Here is a 17,645-nt window from a genome sequence, read left to right on the forward strand (position 1 = left end):
GACGTCGCCAGTTCGGTTTTGACCGTGTATTGGCCGAATCCCAGAAGATTGTCCAGCCGTACGTATTTCGCTCCGACATAGATCAAACCGAGGAGTGCAACCACGACGAGTGCGACCAGCTGCCACTTGGCGAGCTTCGACATCACCATCGCGTGCCTCGGGTCGATTCGGCTGAGCGCCCCACCGGCGCCGGAGTGTTCGACTTGCGGTCCCTGTTCAATGCGGAATTACGCATGAGCATTATCGAAATCAGCTGCAGACGCCCGATCGGGTTCGCTCCTGAAGCGTGAAGATTTCCCGTCGATCTTGAGAGCCTTCCACAGGACTCTCGAGACCCGGTTCATCAATCCGAGTTCGTCCGCGAGTAATCGGACATCGCCGAAGTACCCGCTCAACGCCTTACGTGATGCAGGGGACTCCCAGAACAGCTCCTTCTTCACCGACTTCGGGATCTCGAAGGTTTCGAAGAACGACTTCGGTGGAACGGCGATCACGTCGCACAGGACCCGCATGATGACCGGAAAAGCCAGGGAGAGAAGGAACTTACCCACCGGGCCGTTCTGATGCACATGCTGCCGTAGGAACTCGTTCGCAAACGAGATGTGTCGCGCCTCTTCGGCGACGTGAATGCGCATCACTCCGCGAATAATGGGGTGATAGTTGCTTTCACTGCGAAGATAGCTCTTTTGGATGTGATCAATGGGCTCTTCCCCAGCCAGCACCCCCATGAAGAAAATCGACGGAAACGGCCAAGCCGCAAGCCCGAGGAACGGCATGACGCGTCGCAGAACCGGGCCGAATCCCGGTACGTCGACGCCCGACCGATTCACCAGTTCCTGGAACATGAGTGTGTGGTTGCACTCTTCGATGACCTCGTGAGTGGCATACCGGAATTCCGCCGACCGGTTAGGCAGCATGGAAACGTACTGCATGAAACCACGAATGAGCACCTGCTCGAACTGCAGACCCACCTTGGCGATGTTCGCTTGCCGATACTGCCCTATGGCAATCTGCTGCTCCCGGGTGCGCGCGAGATACCAAGAATGTGTTCCCAGCAGTTCTACCTCGGGAAGAATCCATCGTGGGTCGTTGTCCACGACCTGAAATTCCGGTGCCTCCCAATCGATGTCGGTATACGGACTGAAGCTCCGGTGCACAGAAGCATCCGAGAGTCGATTGAGCATGTCCTCGTACGTTTCGTCGTCAGGCGCGTCGGAAAATCTCGGTTCGGTGGTCGTCATGGCAGGTGTGTCCCTTCCAGGGCAAACAGGAGGCCTATAACTCAGTAGATATGACTTCAAGTAACAGATAAGTAGGGTAGTAGAACAAACGGTCTATGGCAATGGTGAGCACTTCCACCGGCGAACACAGAGGACGCGCGGCTGATAGATTCGATGCCTAGACAGATCGATGATGAAGGGGAGCACATTGGTTACCGCTCCGCGAGAACGCCTCATTCGCACCACAGTCGAACTCATCCAAAGCAGGGGAGTCTCTGGCGTGGCCGTGACCGAGCTACTCGACCGCAGCGGAACCGCACGTCAATCGATCTACACACACTTTCCACAAGGCAAGAATCAGTTGATCGAAGCCTCTGCCAGAGCCGCCGGATCGTGGATCAGCGCGATGATCGAGCAACTCTGTTCCGCCCCTCCCCTGGAGGCATTGCAGGCATTCATCGACTACTGGAAGTCGATGATCGTATCCAGCGACTACACCGCCGGATGCCCGATCGCCGCTGCCACGTTCGGCGGCAATGAAATACCCGGCGCAGTCGACGCGGCAAAAATGGCATTTGAAGAGTGGGAATCGATGCTAGCCAACAATTTTCGAGCTGCAAACCTGGATGATGCCCTCGCGCAATCCCTCTCGACAATGACGATCGCAGCAATCGAAGGCGCCGTCATCATGTCCGTCGCAACACGCTCCACCAGGCCTCTCGACCGCGTCGGCAAGCACCTCACCGAGCTCCTCGAGGCGCATCTCAGCGAAAATCACGAGAGAGAACCTGTTCTCCGACAACAAAACTGACTACCTCGCCGACCACCGATCAGCAGCAGAGCGTCTCTCCGAACCATGCAGTTCATACAAAATCGAATGGCTGCTGATAACGGCGCGTGCCACTACGAGAATGATCACTCCCGGCGGCGCTCGACCGCCTCCTTGGACCGTCGACGTTGCCTGAACCGGTTTTCCGTCAGTTGGACGTTGGATCTGGCGGCTACCAAACCTTCGGCGAACCCGGTCCCGAACCTGGCGACAACAGCGTTCACCCGCGAGGGGTTCGTGTCGGCGAAGGTCACCGGCACCATCTCCGGAGCCGGCAATTCTGCGGTGAAGACGGGCTACGTCGAGCAGGGGTTGCAGATCGGTTGCCAAATCGATGTGTCCTCCGGCCTCGGCGTGGGACTTGGTTTTTCCCTCGGCCCGTCCGTCGGGGTCAGCATTTCGGGGGTTCCGTCGGCGAACATCGGCGTGAACGCCTCGGTGAACCCGAGCATCCAGACCACCATCGCACCGGCACGATCACCACGATCCCGCTCGGGAAGAAGGCCCTCGAGGCTGCGAAAGCCTCGATCATGGCGGAGAACGTGCACGTCAAGGTCGATGCGTGCATGGGTCCGGTGACGATCCGTTCGTACGCGCAGTTCGCGGTGTCGACGGCGACGTCGGATAGTGGATCTACAACTCGGCGGAGCGAATACGATGGAAAATCTTGCCCTAATACCGGAAAGAGTAAATAAAAGTATCGGGGTACGCATTCAGCAAGCCATGGCACGACAAGGGTTGACCGAAGGTGACCCTATCGCTAAAATCGTCACACAAGAACTTATCGAGCTTCCAATCTTTCCAAAATGATTCAGTTGCGATATAGAATAGATGGGGCCTGATCATGAATTCCAGCACTTCGCCTAGTGGGAATGATTCCCTATCTCTGGCTAACGGAGCCTTCCAGGTCTACAATGAGTCTCTATCGGATTTGCTTTCTGAGGTTTTATCTGGATTTCTCAATTACCCGAGGCTGTACTGCTTCGCCCAAGACTGGCGCGGGAATCAATTCTTCATACTCAACAAGCTGACTCAAAATGACCCGGAGACGATAGTCTATGGCTATGACCCGGCCCGGGGTCTAACAGACGACCTGATGCCGTATGGCGCCTTACTTTTGAAGATAAAAGATGCGTCCATACTGAACGGATGCGCATTGGAAGAATTCGCCTTCTGGCTGAAACAGTCCAACTTGTCCAGCTTGGATGTGGGAAAATGCATCACTCCGCGAGTATTTTTGTTTCCAGGAGGTAGCGAAGATGACGTGGACACGGAACCCCGCTCCTCCATCGCTTACGTTATTTCTTCTTTGAAGATGAAAGTAAGGTTGAATGAAAGTGGACTGAAAGACGGAGACGTCATTACCAAGAAATTTTTCAATGAATGACATTGCTGAAACGGACACAGGTTCACTGTCAGATCAGCAGTTCCTTGAACTTGCCCTTGAATCGTCAACGGTGACCAATCATTGAGCCCGAAAGCCCGCAAAGAAGCCGACAAGTTCATTTCGAACGCAAAACTGTCTACCAAGAAATCTTGGGGCGGCCTGATGACAATCACCTCAATGCTGTTTTTCACCGAAAATTGCGGCCTCATAGACATGGCATTGTCGATGAAAAAAATTCCTAAAAAATCGAATCCTTCGACTCTTGGCTACCAAAGTCGAATTATCGCCCTTGCGTACACATTAAAAAAATATTCAAGATGCCTCAATGGGGGAACAGACAAGGCACTAAGAGCGATCTCTTCGGACGACAATGGGCTACTTTTACGGGCCTCAATAAATCGGCTGAACGGAATTCTCCTCAAGGGAACACTTGAGTCCGTTTCACCTGCAAAACATTTCAACCCCTTGCGCGACAGAGCGCTCGAAGTGTCCGAGCTTGCATATATTTATTCGATTGGTGATTTAACGTCCAGTGACAAGGACTAGCTCCTCCCCCAAATTCACGAGGCTAAAAAATTCTACAGCTCCTACCTGATTTAAAGCGAAGACAGAATTTTCCCACCCCACTCACGCTGAAGTTTGTTGGAACATGCCTCCAGTCATTTCACCTTCTGGCGCACTTCCGTTGTGAGTGCACGGCTGACGGAGGATCGGCCGACGCCGAGCGTCGAGGCGATGGCGTCGAGACTTTTACCCTGCTCGCGGAGGGTGCGGGCAAGTTCGGTGTGTTCGGGCGTCATAACGGTGGGCCGGCCGCCGTGGCGACCTTGCCTGCGGGCGGCTTCGAGGCCGGCGTGGGTGCGTTCGACGATCATGCGTCGCTCCATCTGCGCGAGGGCTGCCATGATGTGGAAGAGGAATTCGCCGCCGGCGGTGGTGGTGTCGAATCCTTCTGTGAGGGAACGGAATGCAATGCCGCGTTCGCCGAGGTTGTGGACGGTGTCGATGATGCCTGCCAGTGCTCGGGGAAGGTCATGACGTTCTCGCGGGGCGCTGTGGCGATCGAGTCCGTGGGTACTTCGGTGACGGGCGGTGTTCGGTTCTTTGCCCCGGGTACCACCGAAAGAAATGCCGCTTCGAGCGGCCACTTGCCGAGAGGCGCAAGACAGGCACCGACCCTGTGAAGCCGCTGGACACCTTCAGGTGCCGGCGGCTTCGTCAACTCAGGCCGGAGGCCGAGGATTCGTCGCGGGCTGTGTGCATTACTTGGCTGGACCGTCAGTCCTCATGATGCTTGTCGTCAGCACGAGCCTGGAATTCCGAGAACTGTTCGTCGAGGTTTTCGACCTTCTCGTCCGACATCCCCGTGACGTGGTCGGCGAAAGCTGTCCCGGCGACTGTGCCGCCGGTCCCGGGCACCGTGACCGTCTCTCTTGATCCAGGCTCGTATCTTTTGTCCATCTCGTCCGCGAGTTCTTTCGCCCCGTCAGCGGTGTCGGGACTTGTTTCGGATCCAGTCGTACCCTCTTGGCCGGCATCAACGTGCCCGGAACTTTCCACGTTCACTGGTATCCCACTCTCTGCATCGACACCGACCGGTCGTCGCTTCAGGCAACCTGCCGACACTCGAACGGGTTGCTCGGCAGCCTGTTTCGTCGACATATCAGTTGCGGGGTCACGACGCATTAGAGGTACCCCGTCCGCCGCACGGCGAATCCGGAATGTTGGTCCGCGGTATCCAACGACCTACACGCGCGGTGGCACAGGGACTGCGAGATCCTCGCGGACGAATCAGGCCGCCCCACCATGAAATCGGCCCCCGCCACCCTTGGCCCAATTACTCGTCGATGCGGTTCGACATCCGCAGCGAAGTTGCGGTGGTTACTAGGCGGTAGGTCGGGGTAGCCCGCGTATCGGCGGTGGCTCCGCGGTCCGCGGAGCACTCGTCGAGCACAAGCTGAACATCATGTAAAGCACGCACCGACGAAGGGACGACCCCGATATGAGCAACTCCGAAACGACGTCCGCCTTGATCAACCAGCTGCGCATCATCCTCGGTCTGACACATGCCGAGATCCAGGTCGCCGAAACACGCGTCGCTCAGGCCAGAACCGAAGCGGTTCGACGCGAACTCACGGAAAACGCAGAGAACGGTCGAGAAAGGGCCAGTTCCATCGAGTCCACGATTCGCGATCTGGGTGGCGTTCCGGAATCGGTCGGTCCGTTCCTCGGACGAGCGACAGCAGGCGTGAAAGCGATGGTCGAACAGGCCCAGCCCTTCGACGAAGCTGTACTGGGAGACCTTGCGCTCGAACATCAACTCCTCGACCGCTCCCGCTACCTCAAGGCCCTGGCCACTGCCGGCGGCGATCAGACCGTCGCGGCGTTGGCCGACCGCCTCATCACTGCACACTCCGCGACTGTGGACTGGCTGACCACCGTCCTTGCCGAGGAGGCACTCGGGGGGCCGGCAGCTTTGCGTCGCACTCCCTTCCAAGCGGCCACCGGAGCAGCCATTCGACTGGTCAACGTTCCGGTCTCCTGGTCCACCCGCAGTCTCGACCGTGCCATCGACGCTGTTCGCACGTCGCCGCCGGTATTGGGTGAGCTGATCAGCTGGGGCGCATATGCCGGTGACGTGACTGTGAAAACACTGTCGGCCAGTAGGGATGCGGCCATCGCCACGGCTGAGAAAGTCACTCGCCGAGAAGGTGCTGACGGTGCCGCGGACGTCTTCCGTTCGGTACGCAAGTCGAGTGGGCTACTCGACCCCACTGAACTTCCCATCGAAGACTTCGACGAACTCAACGTCGCCCAGGCCGTCTCCGCGGTGAAGGAACTGGCCGACGCCGCACAGGTACGAGACATCGTTGCGTACGAGGAAGCGCACAAGAACCGACACGGCGTCGTATCCGCTGCACAGGCAAGACTTGCGGCGATCGCCCAGGAAGTCGTCGGAATCAACTAGAGCGTCAATCGAGATAGTGGGAGTCTGACACCTGGAACCAGACCCGCGAGCCACGCCTACGAGACCGAACCGAAAGGCACGAATCTCAATCAACGCGCCTAGCTTGGGTCTCGTCGGGCTCGCCACGAAGAGCTCGCCACGAAGAGAAAGCACGCCCGGTGTGGTGGTCGTGCGCACAGACTCGCTTTCGTGACAACGAGCGGAGGAGCTTGAGTGTGTGTACCGATTTCTGTTGGTGGTTTGTCGAACGCATGTCGCGGCACCACCTCGCCGTGAAGGGCGCCGTTTCTGTTCCGGCACAGCGGGGCGGGAAGCCGGGAAGAGTCGAGGAGCACGTTCCACCAAACGGGCCCAACCTATTTCCCACTAGAGGAAGTGAGCGGTCTGGTTGGAGCATTCACCATCCATGACTATCCAACTCTGGTGCGACCGCCCATCGGACATGCCCTTTTGCCGACACCGGATCCGAAACGCCCCCCGCGTATGTGCGTCTTCGACTTCACCCGTGAACGCGAGCCTGGTCACGGGCCCGCTTTGCGCACGCTCACACCAGCTCAACGCCGTCACCGTCGAGACGTTGTCGACCCGATCGGAAGCTGTCCACTGTCTTCTGCGGGGTAGTTGTACCCGATCTCTGGTGCAGCTACTGCTGGGCCAGTGCTCGGCTGAGTGCGTCGCGGCGGTAGCCATTGATTCGGGCACTGAGCAATGCAGAAGCGGCAAGGAGTTCGCCGGCGTGAATGCCGCCTGGATATACGTGCATTTCCACTGGAACACCGGCGGCCATCAGACGGTTGGCGAAAATGAGTCCTCATCGCGGAAGAGGTCGAGTTCTCCGACGTCCAGGTAGGTCGGGGGTAGTCCTGAGAGGTCGAGGGCTCGCGCGGGAGCAGCGTACTCACTCAACTGCGCCCCGCCTGTATCCGCCGCGGTCTCGGATGGCTCGCCCAGTAGGTACCGCCACGCTTCGATGTTGAGGTCGCGGTCCCAGATTCCGACGTCGACGATCTCGCGGCTGCTCGGGGTCTCGTTTCGATCGTCGAGCATCGGATAGAGCAAAACTTGGAATGCGATCGGGGGCCCGTTCCTGTCTCGGGCCATGAGCGCGACTGCTGCTGCTGCTAACCCGCCGCCGGCACTGCCGCCGTAGACGGCGATGCGTTCTCGGTCTATTCCGAGCCGTGAAGCGTTGTTCCACAACCAGACTAGTGCTGCATAACAATCTTCCACCGGTGTCGGATGGGTGTGTTCGGGCGCCAATCGGTATCCGACGGAGACGACGACAGCGCCACCCGTCACGATCTGGGTCAGAGGCGCCGCTTGACGTTCGTCGGTTTCGATACTGCCGTGATTGAGTCCGCCTCCGTGGATGTACAGCATGGCAGGACGGAACACGGACGACTCGTCGACCGGGCGATACGTTCGGACGCGGATGGATTCACCGAGATGACCTGGAATGAACTCGTCGCTGCATGCAATGGACGAGTCAATGGGAGTCGCCGCCAATGCGGCTGCGTTGTTGTCCTCATACATCGTTCGGCGCTGGCTGAGTGTGTAGTTGCGGAAACCGACTGGGCCGGTGACAGCGAGCATCGCGTCGAGGCCGGTTCTGACTTCGGGATCGATCCGTGCTCGCAGCGCGCGCGTAGCAGAGTCCTGCGCGATATGTGGTTGCTGCGCAATGTTATTCATGTCATCTTCACTTTCGGAGAGGGCTGCGGAATCCATGTCGGCGTGCAGCTGACGTCGTGACGAGTGCCGCGACAACCAAAGCGAACGCGGCCCAGGGCAATGAACCCGCATCGGAGGATTCGAGCAGAAGCCCGCCAAGGATGGCGCCACCGGCGATGCCGATGTTCCACCAGGTCACGACGAGCGATTGAGCGACGTCGCCCGCAGCCCCAGCAGCCTCGGCCGATGCTGTTTGCAGAAGGGTGGCGGCGCCGCCGAACGCCAGTCCCCACACCGTCGCACCCACGAAGACGAGCCAAACGGTTTCGCCGACGACCCCCAGACAGAAGCAAGCACCGGCAAAGAGAGCACAACTGACGATCATGAGGGGGCGCAGACGACGATCGATCAGTACGCCGGTGATCGCGATGCTGATCAACGACGCGGCGCCGAAGACCAACAGTACTGCGTCGACGTCGTCACGCATGTCGATGCGGGTGAGGAATGGAGCGATGTAGGTGTAGAGAACATTGTGGGCGAGCACGAATGTCAGCGTGACGAACAAGACCGGGACGACACCGGGCAGGCGCAGGGTTCGGCGAACGGGCACACCCGCATCGCGCTCTTGTCCTGGGAAGGCGGGAACGGATCTCATCACCCACACGACGAGCACGACACTGAGTATCGACATGAGACCGAATGTGTAACGCCAGCCTACGATTTCGGCCAGAAAGGTACCGGCCGGGACACCGATCGCCAACGCCACCGGCGTCCCGACCATCGCCACGGCCATGGCTTTCCCGCGCTGTTCTGCGGGTACCATCCGTCGGGCGTATCCGGCCAGCAGTGCCCACAGCAGCCCTGCGACGACCCCGGCGACGAAGCGGGACAGCATCGTCCAGAAGTAGTCGGTCGAAATGGCGGTGACTGTATTCGCGAAGGCGAATCCGGCGATCGCGACCAGCAGTAGATGCCTTCTGGGCCATCCGAGAGTTGCGCTCGTCAGCGGCACTGCGGCGAGCGCGGAACCGATCGCGTAGATCGTAACTGTTTGTCCTGCAGCTGAACCTGAGACGCCGAGGTCGTGACTCATTCCGGGAAGTACGCCGGCGGGAAGCGCCTCGGTCATGATCGTGGCGAACCCCGCCGTCCCCAGCGCCGCCAAGCCTGACAGCGGGAATCGTATTGATGATTCCACGGTAGAAGCAGAGAGATCAGTGCGAGTCATGAGCGCTATCATTCCTCGTTGACATTGGTGTGAAGGTCAAGCGCCGGTGCACAGAAGTGACAGTGAGGTCAGCCACATGCTTATCGGAGAACTTGCGCAGGAGACGGATACACCCGCCCGATTGCTGCGCTACTACGAGGAACAAGGACTCATCGAACCGCGCCGCCTGGACAATGGGTACCGCGACTATGCCGACTACCTCGTCGATCGAGTCATCCAGATCCGCGGGCTCCTCGACGCAGGCCTGCCGACCCGCATCATCAAGCAGGTTCTGCCCTGCCTGGACAAGCCGCGAACCATCCATTTCTCCGATGCGACACCTGAGATGCTCGCAACCCTCGAACATGAGCGGACCCGCATGAACGAGCGAATCGAAGTGCTCACTCGAAATCGGGATGCGATATCCGGCTACCTTCAGGCTGTGAAAGCCCTGGCATGAATATTTTCGCCCGGAGCATGCTTTGACGGACGTTGTCCAGGGCTGGTGGAAAATGGGTGTCAGTGGGAGGTGTGTTCGGAACGGTGCAGCGTGCTCCAGATCGTAGGGTCGATCTTGTCGCCGTGTTCTCGACCCGGCCCCGAGACGATGGCGCCAGGGTCTTGTCGGACTTTTGGTGAGCGTCGGCAGGGCCCACTCCCGTAATTCGGTTGATGGCCGCGCAGTGGTCGTGCAGACAGACTTCCGACCGTCGTCGGCATGGCAAGTATGTGCGCTAGAATTATGTACATGTTCGGATTGTATTGACTGTCAATCGGTTTCGGTGCTTGTTTGCTGCGAAATTGGTATCACGGGTTGCGCGCGAGGCGCTGGCGGTGGACTGGTCGGACACTGTACTGGGCGGGGAGTGTGTGTCGTGGCTGTTCACTCATGGAGGTGCCGTGCGAGTTCGCGGTTGGCCTGATTTTGTATAGGGCTGTATGTGACATATCAAGGTTCTATGAGTTCGAGGGCGGCTATCGTGGGCGAACGGCGGGTGATGTGGATAGTTGCCACATTGTCGGTACTTGCTGTGGCAGCGGGCATCTGCGCGGTGGTGACGTTCAGCCTTGCTGTGCAGTCGATCTCCGGTGGTATGGGTCCTGCTGTCGAGGCGAGGGTGTTGGACGTGGAGGACGGTGCCACGCTGGGCCGTTGTGTGCATCCGCGCGCATATACGGTGGGATGGGTGCAGGACGACGTCGAACACATCGAATCGTTCGTCGAGTGCTCCAGCGCGCACGAATACGCTGTGGGGCAGACGGTCAGGTTGTGGCGGGGTTCGAGTGGTCATCTGATCACGTCGAGTCCAGTGCTGGTCGGCTTCTTGAGCGGTGTGTTGTCGCTGACGACAGGAGCGTTGGCGATTTTTGCCGGGCGGAAGGCAGTTCGGGCGGGGTCGCCATGATGCCGTCTATCGGGCTCGGGCCGCAGCGTTTCGCCACCATCGCTGCCGGCGGGAACGAGCAGCGACATCACCGCCCTACGTGCGATCTTCGAGGCTCCCTGCGCGACGGCCGGGCTCTCGAAGACCTTACCTTCGGCGGCATCGGCAGGGGTCGGTAGTTGTCTTTTCAGTTCATGAGGTTGGCGCGGTGGAGGAAGGTTGTCGCTGCTTCTGCGGTTGGCAGACTACCTGCGGAGATGTCGATGTTGAGGCCCGTGATGGTGTCGACGTAGTGCACGGAGTTGACGGCGTCGCGGTATTCGACGCGCGCTGCTGCGGTGTGTGTAGTGCTTTCGGTGACGAGTTCGAGTCGGTGCCCGTCGCGCCAGTCCTGGAGTGTTCGTTCGGCTTCGGCCTTGTTCATCCAGACGAGGTAGTCGATGTTGCTGTCGGCGAGACCTCGATTCAATGGTGACGCGAAGGAGACGCTGCAGAACAGGTGGAGATCTCCGGCTTGGGTGTTCGACTTGTGAGCAGATGCTGTTCTGGGCCAATGCTGTTGGGAGCGTGGCTCTGACGGCGTCCATCGTGATGTGCGTTCCGCCAGTCAGCGGTGGAGTCGAGAAGTTCGTCGTGGACGGAGTGTTTCCATCGATGGTTCCGGGGCCGCAGCTGGTGATTGCGAATGTCGCTGCGGCGAAGGCGATCAGATACCGGGCCCACGTTGTTTTCACAGTTTCCGCTGGCACTGAACAGGGCGACATTTCTGCATTGCCCCCCACGAGGCCTTGAGGGTTGTTGAAGCGGAAACAAGCGGGCACGGTTCATATCGACCGTCGTCTGCTCAGAAGCGGTGAAATATTACGACCCACGCACCACGGTGAATGGGGATTCGCTGAAGACCTCAACAGGGGCGTATTGGAGCGTCATTGGCGCACGTGTGCTTGGTTGTTCCGAGAGCGTCAAATAGCCACCTGCAACATTATGCTTCGGCGGCCCAGCGTCTGAGCGCGACGATTGCTCCGCGCAGGGCATGCCCACGGTCGGTGAGTGCGTAGGCCCGCGTGTTGTGGCGCAGGGGCAGGTGGGTCAGCACACCGGCCGTTTCGAGCTCGCGCAGGCGGGTTGCGAGCATGTTCGTCGGTACTCCGAGATCGCGCTGCAGATCACCATAGCGTTGCGGCCCGTCGAGCAGCCGCTCCACGATCAGCAGTGCCCACCGTGCTCCCACGACATCGAGGGCCGCGGCGAGGTTGCTCACGCGGTCGTATCGGTGTCCGGCTTCATCCAGAACGGCGAGTAGTGGTAGCCGTCGGGGTCGTCGAACTGGCGCTGGTACATGAAGGGGTAGTCGTCTGTGTCACCGATCCGCCCACCGGCGGCGCCGGCGCGGTCGACGAGTTCGTCGACCGCTTCGCGGCTGCCGAGGTCGAACGAGACCGTAACCTTCGACGGGGTATCGGGTTTGCCGACCAGTTCCTCGACGCCGCCGACGCTGGCGTACATGTCGCGGCTGCCGAGCATGATGTACTGCTCGGGCGCGATCGCGAAGCACGAGACGTTGTGGTCGGACATCTCGGTGTTGAGGGTCCAGCCGAGGGCGGTGTAGAAGGTGGTCGCGCGCTCGACGCTCTCGACCGGGCAGGTGATGAACAGGCTCATGCGATCTACACTTGCAAAATGCAAGTACGCTGTCAAGGGTCAGGGCTTGCGCTCCGGCTGGGGCGGTGCCGCTGGGGAGCGGCCGCCCCAGCAACATTGTCCTTAGGAGAAGGGCTGGGGGTGGCAGTCCCGGCCGCCCTCGAGGCGGCGCAAAGTCTGATCGCTCGCGAACTTCTCAAACATCATGGCGGGCAAACACGCAACCAATCGATTCAACGCCTTCGGGAGGAATGAGGAATTCCTCCGTTGTCGACATTCAAGTCGCTGTCGCGTCGCTCCCTTCGGCTCGCTGTCGACGCGCCGGATGGCTTCGATCAGGCCGAGTGTTGCGCGCGATCCGAGCGGCGAAAGCGGTACTGGCGAGCCTAAGCCTGCTTCGACGGGATGCACTGTGTCGTAGGGGTCAGACTCTACTGGCCAGAGTTTTCCGGGGATCGGGTGGCGAGTAAGAAGTTCACCGACAGCAAGGCAGGGTCCAGAAGTGGCCCATCAGGGCGGGGTTAGGTGTCCGACCTGATGGGCCGTGCGCGCGGTGTCTGGGGAGACAGGCGCGCCGTACAGGGTGGCCACCGGATGTCGGCCCGCGGGACCGGTGTTCGGTGGGCCGAGCGCAACGCCACGTCGGGATGACGTTGCGTTGAACGATTATAGCGAATGCGTTGTCCCCCTACGGCTCCCGACTCCACTCTGCGCGGGCGTCTGCATCCGCGCACTCAGGAGAGACGCGATGCGACTGAATCCACCACTATTCAGGCGCGGCACCGGATCTGTTGTCGTGGTGTTGTTGGAGTTCGGCGTTGATGCGGCGCGCTTCGGCGAGTTGGTCTTCGAGGATGATGATCCGGCACGCGGCCTCGAGTGGGGTGCCGGCGGCGACGAGTTCGTGTGCGCGGGCGGCGATGCGCAGTTGATAGCGCGAGTAGCGGCGGTGCCCACCCGCGGAGCGTTGTGGGGTGAGCAGTTTCGCGGCATCGAGGCTGCGCAGGAATCCTTGCCGTACGCCGAGGAGTTCGGCGGCGTGGCCCATGCTGTAGGCGGGATAGTCTTCGTCGTCGAACTTGCCGGACAGGTCGCCGGCGGGTTGCTCTGCCGAGATGGCGGTCTACTTTCTTTGGAATGGACGGGGCCCCCGGCGCGGGGTGCGCCGGGGGCCGAGACGGGTCGATCTCACTCACTGAACCAACAACTGCACTCTTCGAGCTTCCGAACGCACACACCATGTCCGGTAGCCCGTTTGAAGGGGGGTGCCGGGACCTGAACTACACACTCACAACAACTTTCGGCCCCGGCACGTCCCTGCCCTGCGGTACTGCTTGCGGGTAGTTCGTCTCTCCCGCACCTCTTGATTTCGTTCCTGCGAGAAAAAGATACAACACGCCATGTGAGAATGTCTACCCTCTCAGCGATAGATTTTTTCGTCTCGCGAGGTCACCTTCGTTGAACCAGAAAAGGCCTGGAAAACGGCGACTTCGACGAGCCCAGTTCAGCGGCACAGCACCTCAATTGCGTTGGGCTTTGAGTACTTGGATGAACTGAGTTCGGCGAAATCAGCGAACTTTGTCTGACGATCGTGGGGCTGTAAGCGGCAGCTAAATGCGCTCGTAGCGCTGAGCTGGGGGCCGATCTCCGGACTTCTGAACTCGAGGACATGAACGGCGGTGCCTATGCGGATGCGTGAGGTGTCGACATTCCGGCCTAATGTTGGGTGCTTGGGTGCTGTGGTTGGTCGGGTTGTTTCTCAGGGCGCCCAAGGCGCAGCTGGCGTGCGAGGAAGAGCGGGTAGCAGCACCACACTGTGATTGCCAGAAGTACGGCGCAGCCGCCGGCGATCAGGCCTGTGGTTCTGTTGACTACTACGTCGAAAGTCAAGGTGAGAACGCCGGTCAGTGCGCCGCCGAGTAGGAGAAGGCCGGTGACGGCGAATCGTTGGCCCTGCTCGACGAGGACGGGGAGGGCGTGACGCCTGAAGAGTAGGCGGTGCATGGCGACAGGTGACACGAGCACGATCGTCGCTGCCGTCGACATTGCCAGCGTGATCAGGTACAAGTCCTTCTCGAAAGCTTGCAGATCCGAGAAGCGTTGTTGGAAAGGCAATGTCAGGAGGAAGCCGGTGAGGATCTGCATGCCGGTCTGGACTACCCGGAGCTCTTGGAGGATGTGGGACCAGTTGCGGTCGAGACGTTGGGTGGGTGTCTCGTGGCGGACGCGATAGTTCCATTCTGAATCGGCGTGTGGCGGTGAGGTGGCCTCGGGACGTGGCCGTAGCGGCCGGTTTCCGTCGCCGGCTGGTGCGTGTCCAATGCTCATCTGCGTGAGCTACCCGCTCAGTGCGTTGGGAAAACGGGCCTCGGTCGCCACGTGCGGCGTTGGGTACGCAGCGATGGGTGTGGTGAGCTGTTCGCAGGGATCGTTCGGCGTGTTGAGCTGACGGGCTTTCGCAAGCCTCCGACATGAATGTCGTTGCTCTGGTAATCCTACCAGGCAGCGCCCGGAAGACGAGTTTGCCCAGAGCCGAAGGAAGCCATCATGACGAAGCCTCCGCAGGATCGATGAGTCGGAAAATTGACGGCAGACCTGGCTGGCCGGATGTGGTCGGACGGCGAGCGAGAAGAGGGGCGGTGAGGCGATCATGGGTAGCAAGGCTGGGGGTGCCCGGGTGAGCGTGGAACCGGCGGTGATTGCTCCGTGTCGGTCACACGATCCGGAGTGGTGGTTCTCTTCGGCGCGTGAGGAGCTGTCGAAGGCGATGTCGTTGTGTCGCAGTTGTTCTCACATGACGGAGTGTTTGGCGGGCGCTCTCGCCCGCGGGGAGGCGGCAGGGGTGTGGGGTGGCCGCTACCTGGTGGAGGGGCGGATTGCTGCTGTGCCGGGCCCATGGCTTCCCTCTCGTGGGAGCGTCCGGTTGTCCGTTTCTCGGAGCAGAAATGACGAGGGAAGAGGATAGAGCCTGGTCACGAAAAGAACCGTGTGGCCGCCCACAGCTAGGGGCGTGGCGAACCGGTCGGGCGCTTCTGGATCGGTGACTGTCGTCATGTGCGGGCGTTCGTGCTGCGCGTCAGGTTGGCTGAACATGGGGATTGGGGTTCGTCGATGTAGCTGGGCACTGTGTCCTGCGAGTACGGCGGGTTGAGGCGGTCGAAGATCTCGAAAGTTCCCTACCTCGCTGATAGTGGGGGTTGTCGGCATTCCCTGCTGGGCGCGAGGATCGAAACAAGCGGAACGCCATGGAACACGAAGCGGCTGCCCTCGACGTCGATGAGGAGGTCGGAGGGCAGCGTTCCGACGGATGTGTCAGCTGATCCCGATACCTCCGCCGAACGTGACGGACAGTCATTTGACGAAGGCTGCGAAGGCCACGTTGAAGTCGATTCCGGCCGAACCCATGATCCTCACCTCGCCTCACCTCGCACACATGTGGGGGTTTGCGCCCCCGCACTTGGTTCATCGGTTCGGTCCGGCCCCGTGTTAGCGGCTCGAAGTACTCACCACTGCAATGGTGCCCGCGCGCCTGGCAGGCTAGGCGGATATGTCACGTCCAGTGGGACGAAGCGTGCGGGTTCCGTGGCGGCAGATGGTATTTGCTTGTTCACGGTGTTGGGGAGTTGCGTCGGTTTCGTGCTCGTAGTGGTCGCGGTCGATGACGGTGACCAATGCGGTGCGGAGCACTTTGTGCTCTCCGAAGGTGTAGCCGGGGCGTAGTACGGTGTCAACGACGAGGTCGGTTCCCGCGCCGGGTGGGGTGCCTGTTTCGTGCAGGGTGGGGTCGTATCGGTCGCCGTGTTCGCCGAATGCCGTCACGTCCATGTGCGTCAGGACTGTGCGGATCTTGTGGGCGATGCGTTGTAGCGGTTCGTGTGCGGTGTCGCCGTGTTCGCGGGCCCGGTCCAGGTCGTCGAGGATGTCGAGAAAGTGAGCCGCGGCAGTGGCTTTGGCGTTGTCGGCGATCATCGTGCGATCCCGCTCGACCCGTCGGCGGTAGTTGGCGTATTCGGCTTGCAGTTGGTGCAGGTCATTGGTCAGTTCGGCGACACGGTCGGCATCGCTGCTCGCGAAATCTACCGCCGATTTTGATGCTGTCCGTCGAGTTGTGTCGGCTGGTTGTCGGGGCGCCGGGTTGTCTACGTGTGACTTTCGCTTCCTCGCGGGTGGCGGGGGAGCATCGGTACGAACGTGGCCGGTGTCCGGGTCGATACGTCGGCGGTCGGTGATCGTGTTCGGTTCGGGGCGCAGTGCCTGCGTGTCGCTGTATCCGCGATTCGCAGCTTCCCTCCTCTGATGGCCTGAAGAGTTGTTCATCGCTCTCTCCTCTGCAACGTGATCGCCGGTTGCGCCGACGGTCGGGTCGCTCCCGGGATCTGCCTGCATTTGCGGGTCGGCGGGGCGTTGCCCGCGCGGTCGGCGTGCGGATTCACTGTGCGGCAGCCCTTTTCGGTCCGTTCAGTTGATTCAACGCCGGTCAGACGAAAGATATGCCGCCCTGAAAGAAGATCCACTGCGCAAAGCATCCAACCCACCCGATAAACACCCAACACACCCTTGTCTGCTCATGTCTGCGCACCGAGTGAGCCCGCCGCTGTCAGCAGACCGCGAATGCGCTCGAAATAGACCGAATATACACTTGGAGAAAAGGATTCGCTCGAATTGCCGACCCTGGGTAGTCATCGGGTTCAGGGGAGAGTTGCTTTCGGCAGCGTTCGGGTGTGGCGTCGCGGCGCGGGCCACTGCTCTGCACCGGGTCCGTCACCGGCCGGGTTTGGGGCCAGTGCTAGCCCTAATGGTCGCGATGTGACTTTCGTAGGCGGGCGACCACTGGGGGCCTTTCTTCAGAAGCAGAGACCAGTGTGGGGCAAATGGCAGCCTCCCGAGCGCCCGGGAAACGCGATGACGATCGAACAAACGGTGGCGGCTCGGAAGAATTACGAATATCTGGTCCGCGAGCATGGGGCGGAGGAGGTGCGTCGGATCTGACAGACAGATTCCTGCCGTTCGGTGAGGACGATTATGCCGATACCGACAGTCTCGCGAAGTCGGGGTCACCCCGTTAGCCGAGTGTTTCCGCCGCGGATCCGGGCGTTGACTTCGGCGCGGTAACCGGGGAGGTCCGCGGCCTTTCTCGTCCCGCCCGCCTGTTGGCGCAACACCGACTGAATGAGCACTAGGGCGGGAACTCAGCGGTCGTCGTAGAGGGGGACGGGTATCGATTGTTCGATCAGATCTTCCTCGGGCGGAGGCAAGGCGATGTCGAGTTCGGTGGTGAGGGCCTCGGCGTCGACGGCATTCACCGAGACAGCGTCTGGGTCGGCTGGGATGGTTTGT

Annotated in this window: 20 protein-coding genes and 3 pseudogenes; 10 read left to right on the forward strand and 13 right to left on the reverse strand. The window is 60.4% G+C overall.

The genetic code is table 11. The annotated features are described in order from the left end of the window. Both B0E55_RS32385 and B0E55_RS30635 read right to left on the reverse strand, forming a co-directional pair. Nucleotides 1–149: pseudogene (locus B0E55_RS32385) on the reverse strand (mammalian cell entry protein); the annotation flags it as partial. A 78-nt stretch (nt 150–227) separates the two neighbouring features. Next, on the reverse strand, nt 228–1,241 hold the full coding sequence (locus tag B0E55_RS30635; RefSeq protein WP_029256690.1) for an AurF N-oxygenase family protein: 1,014 nt from the start codon (nt 1,239–1,241) through the stop codon (nt 228–230). Between the two features lie 172 nt (nt 1,242–1,413). Between B0E55_RS30635 and B0E55_RS32390 the strand changes: the two are divergent. From B0E55_RS32390 to B0E55_RS31610, 6 genes and pseudogenes are all read left to right on the forward strand, one after another. Next, a pseudogene (locus tag B0E55_RS32390) lies at nt 1,414–1,581 on the forward strand (TetR/AcrR family transcriptional regulator); the annotation flags it as partial. A 45-nt stretch (nt 1,582–1,626) separates the two neighbouring features. Continuing rightward, complete coding sequence (locus tag B0E55_RS30640) at nt 1,627–2,031, forward strand: LmrA/YxaF family transcription factor (protein ID WP_241840906.1); 405 nt, start codon at nt 1,627–1,629, stop codon at nt 2,029–2,031. A gap of 66 nt (nt 2,032–2,097) precedes the next feature. After that, nucleotides 2,098–2,744 (forward strand): annotated as a pseudogene (locus tag B0E55_RS30645) (MspA family porin). Then, on the forward strand, nt 2,707–2,859 hold the full coding sequence (locus B0E55_RS32065; protein WP_198538481.1) for a hypothetical protein: 153 nt from the start codon (nt 2,707–2,709) through the stop codon (nt 2,857–2,859). Before B0E55_RS30645 ends, B0E55_RS32065 begins: the two are co-directional and overlap by 38 nt. Nucleotides 2,860–2,893: 34 nt before the next feature. Beyond that, nucleotides 2,894–3,436 (forward strand): hypothetical protein, encoded by a 543-nt coding sequence (locus tag B0E55_RS30650; protein WP_133053470.1) that lies wholly within the window; start codon nt 2,894–2,896, stop codon nt 3,434–3,436. Nucleotides 3,437–3,517: 81 nt separating this feature from the next. Beyond that, nucleotides 3,518–3,982 carry a hypothetical protein gene (locus B0E55_RS31610; protein ID WP_133053471.1) on the forward strand — a complete coding sequence of 155 codons (465 nt, stop codon included), beginning with the start codon at nt 3,518–3,520 and terminating at the stop codon, nt 3,980–3,982. Between the two features lie 113 nt (nt 3,983–4,095). On the opposite strand, the gene B0E55_RS30655 is transcribed toward B0E55_RS31610, so the two are convergent. Continuing rightward, nucleotides 4,096–4,584 (reverse strand): recombinase family protein, encoded by a 489-nt coding sequence (locus tag B0E55_RS30655; protein ID WP_241896188.1) that lies wholly within the window; start codon nt 4,582–4,584, stop codon nt 4,096–4,098. A gap of 130 nt (nt 4,585–4,714) precedes the next feature. Further along, nucleotides 4,715–5,002 (reverse strand): hypothetical protein, encoded by a 288-nt coding sequence (locus tag B0E55_RS30660; RefSeq protein ID WP_230091041.1) that lies wholly within the window; start codon nt 5,000–5,002, stop codon nt 4,715–4,717. 436 nt (nt 5,003–5,438) lie between these two features. Here B0E55_RS30660 and B0E55_RS30665 point away from each other — a divergent pair, with 436 nt between their 5' ends. Continuing rightward, entirely contained in the window at nt 5,439–6,404 is a 966-nt protein-coding gene (locus B0E55_RS30665; protein ID WP_080911133.1) for a hypothetical protein, read from the forward strand. A gap of 643 nt (nt 6,405–7,047) precedes the next feature. Here B0E55_RS30665 and B0E55_RS32520 read toward each other — a convergent pair. The 3 genes from B0E55_RS32520 to B0E55_RS30675 are packed head-to-tail and all read right to left on the reverse strand — an operon-like array spanning nt 7,048 to nt 9,303. Further along, nucleotides 7,048–7,173 carry a hypothetical protein gene (locus B0E55_RS32520; RefSeq protein WP_274534473.1) on the reverse strand — a complete coding sequence of 42 codons (126 nt, stop codon included), beginning with the start codon at nt 7,171–7,173 and terminating at the stop codon, nt 7,048–7,050. A 17-nt stretch (nt 7,174–7,190) separates the two neighbouring features. Then, a complete protein-coding gene (locus B0E55_RS30670) occupies nt 7,191–8,096 on the reverse strand; it encodes an alpha/beta hydrolase fold domain-containing protein (protein ID WP_241896189.1) in 906 nt (301 codons plus the stop codon). Between the two features lie 7 nt (nt 8,097–8,103). Continuing rightward, a complete protein-coding gene (locus tag B0E55_RS30675; RefSeq protein WP_080911134.1) occupies nt 8,104–9,303 on the reverse strand; it encodes an MFS transporter in 1,200 nt (399 codons plus the stop codon). A gap of 76 nt (nt 9,304–9,379) precedes the next feature. Here B0E55_RS30675 and B0E55_RS30680 point away from each other — a divergent pair, with 76 nt between their 5' ends. After that, a complete protein-coding gene (locus B0E55_RS30680) occupies nt 9,380–9,742 on the forward strand; it encodes a MerR family transcriptional regulator (protein WP_080911135.1) in 363 nt (120 codons plus the stop codon). Nucleotides 9,743–10,241: 499 nt separating this feature from the next. Further along, entirely contained in the window at nt 10,242–10,688 is a 447-nt protein-coding gene (locus B0E55_RS30685; protein ID WP_133053472.1) for a hypothetical protein, read from the forward strand. A 166-nt stretch (nt 10,689–10,854) separates the two neighbouring features. Here B0E55_RS30685 and B0E55_RS30690 read toward each other — a convergent pair whose 3' ends face one another. The 5 genes from B0E55_RS30690 to B0E55_RS30715 all read right to left on the reverse strand — a co-directional run bounded on the left by B0E55_RS30690 (nt 10,855) and on the right by B0E55_RS30715 (nt 14,636). After that, on the reverse strand, nt 10,855–11,136 hold the full coding sequence (locus B0E55_RS30690; protein WP_080911137.1) for a hypothetical protein: 282 nt from the start codon (nt 11,134–11,136) through the stop codon (nt 10,855–10,857). Nucleotides 11,137–11,649: 513 nt separating this feature from the next. Continuing rightward, nucleotides 11,650–11,928 (reverse strand): winged helix-turn-helix transcriptional regulator, encoded by a 279-nt coding sequence (locus B0E55_RS30700; RefSeq protein WP_080911139.1) that lies wholly within the window; start codon nt 11,926–11,928, stop codon nt 11,650–11,652. Then, nucleotides 11,925–12,329, reverse strand: a complete 405-nt coding sequence (locus B0E55_RS30705) for a VOC family protein (protein WP_080911140.1) — start codon at nt 12,327–12,329, stop codon at nt 11,925–11,927. The genes B0E55_RS30700 and B0E55_RS30705 overlap by 4 nt, the downstream gene beginning before the upstream one ends. Before the next feature lie 745 nt (nt 12,330–13,074). Next, nucleotides 13,075–13,356, reverse strand: coding sequence for a MerR family transcriptional regulator (locus tag B0E55_RS30710; RefSeq protein WP_080911141.1), 282 nt, complete (start codon nt 13,354–13,356; stop codon nt 13,075–13,077). Nucleotides 13,357–14,024: 668 nt separating this feature from the next. Further along, nucleotides 14,025–14,636: a DUF6328 family protein gene (locus B0E55_RS30715; RefSeq protein ID WP_080911142.1), complete on the reverse strand. Its 612-nt coding sequence runs from the start codon at nt 14,634–14,636 to the stop codon at nt 14,025–14,027. A 322-nt stretch (nt 14,637–14,958) separates the two neighbouring features. Here B0E55_RS30715 and B0E55_RS32725 point away from each other — a divergent pair, with 322 nt between their 5' ends. Next, nucleotides 14,959–15,273 carry a WhiB family transcriptional regulator gene (locus B0E55_RS32725; RefSeq protein WP_080911143.1) on the forward strand — a complete coding sequence of 105 codons (315 nt, stop codon included), beginning with the start codon at nt 14,959–14,961 and terminating at the stop codon, nt 15,271–15,273. A gap of 572 nt (nt 15,274–15,845) precedes the next feature. Here B0E55_RS32725 and grpE read toward each other — a convergent pair. Next, nucleotides 15,846–16,625 carry a nucleotide exchange factor GrpE gene (gene grpE / locus B0E55_RS30730; RefSeq protein ID WP_080911145.1) on the reverse strand — a complete coding sequence of 260 codons (780 nt, stop codon included), beginning with the start codon at nt 16,623–16,625 and terminating at the stop codon, nt 15,846–15,848. Nucleotides 16,626–17,645: the final 1,020 nt, after the last annotated feature.

Source organism: Rhodococcus sp. 66b (assembly GCF_002076325.1).
GTDB classification, from domain to species: Bacteria; Actinomycetota; Actinomycetes; order Mycobacteriales; family Mycobacteriaceae; genus Rhodococcus_F; species Rhodococcus_F erythropolis.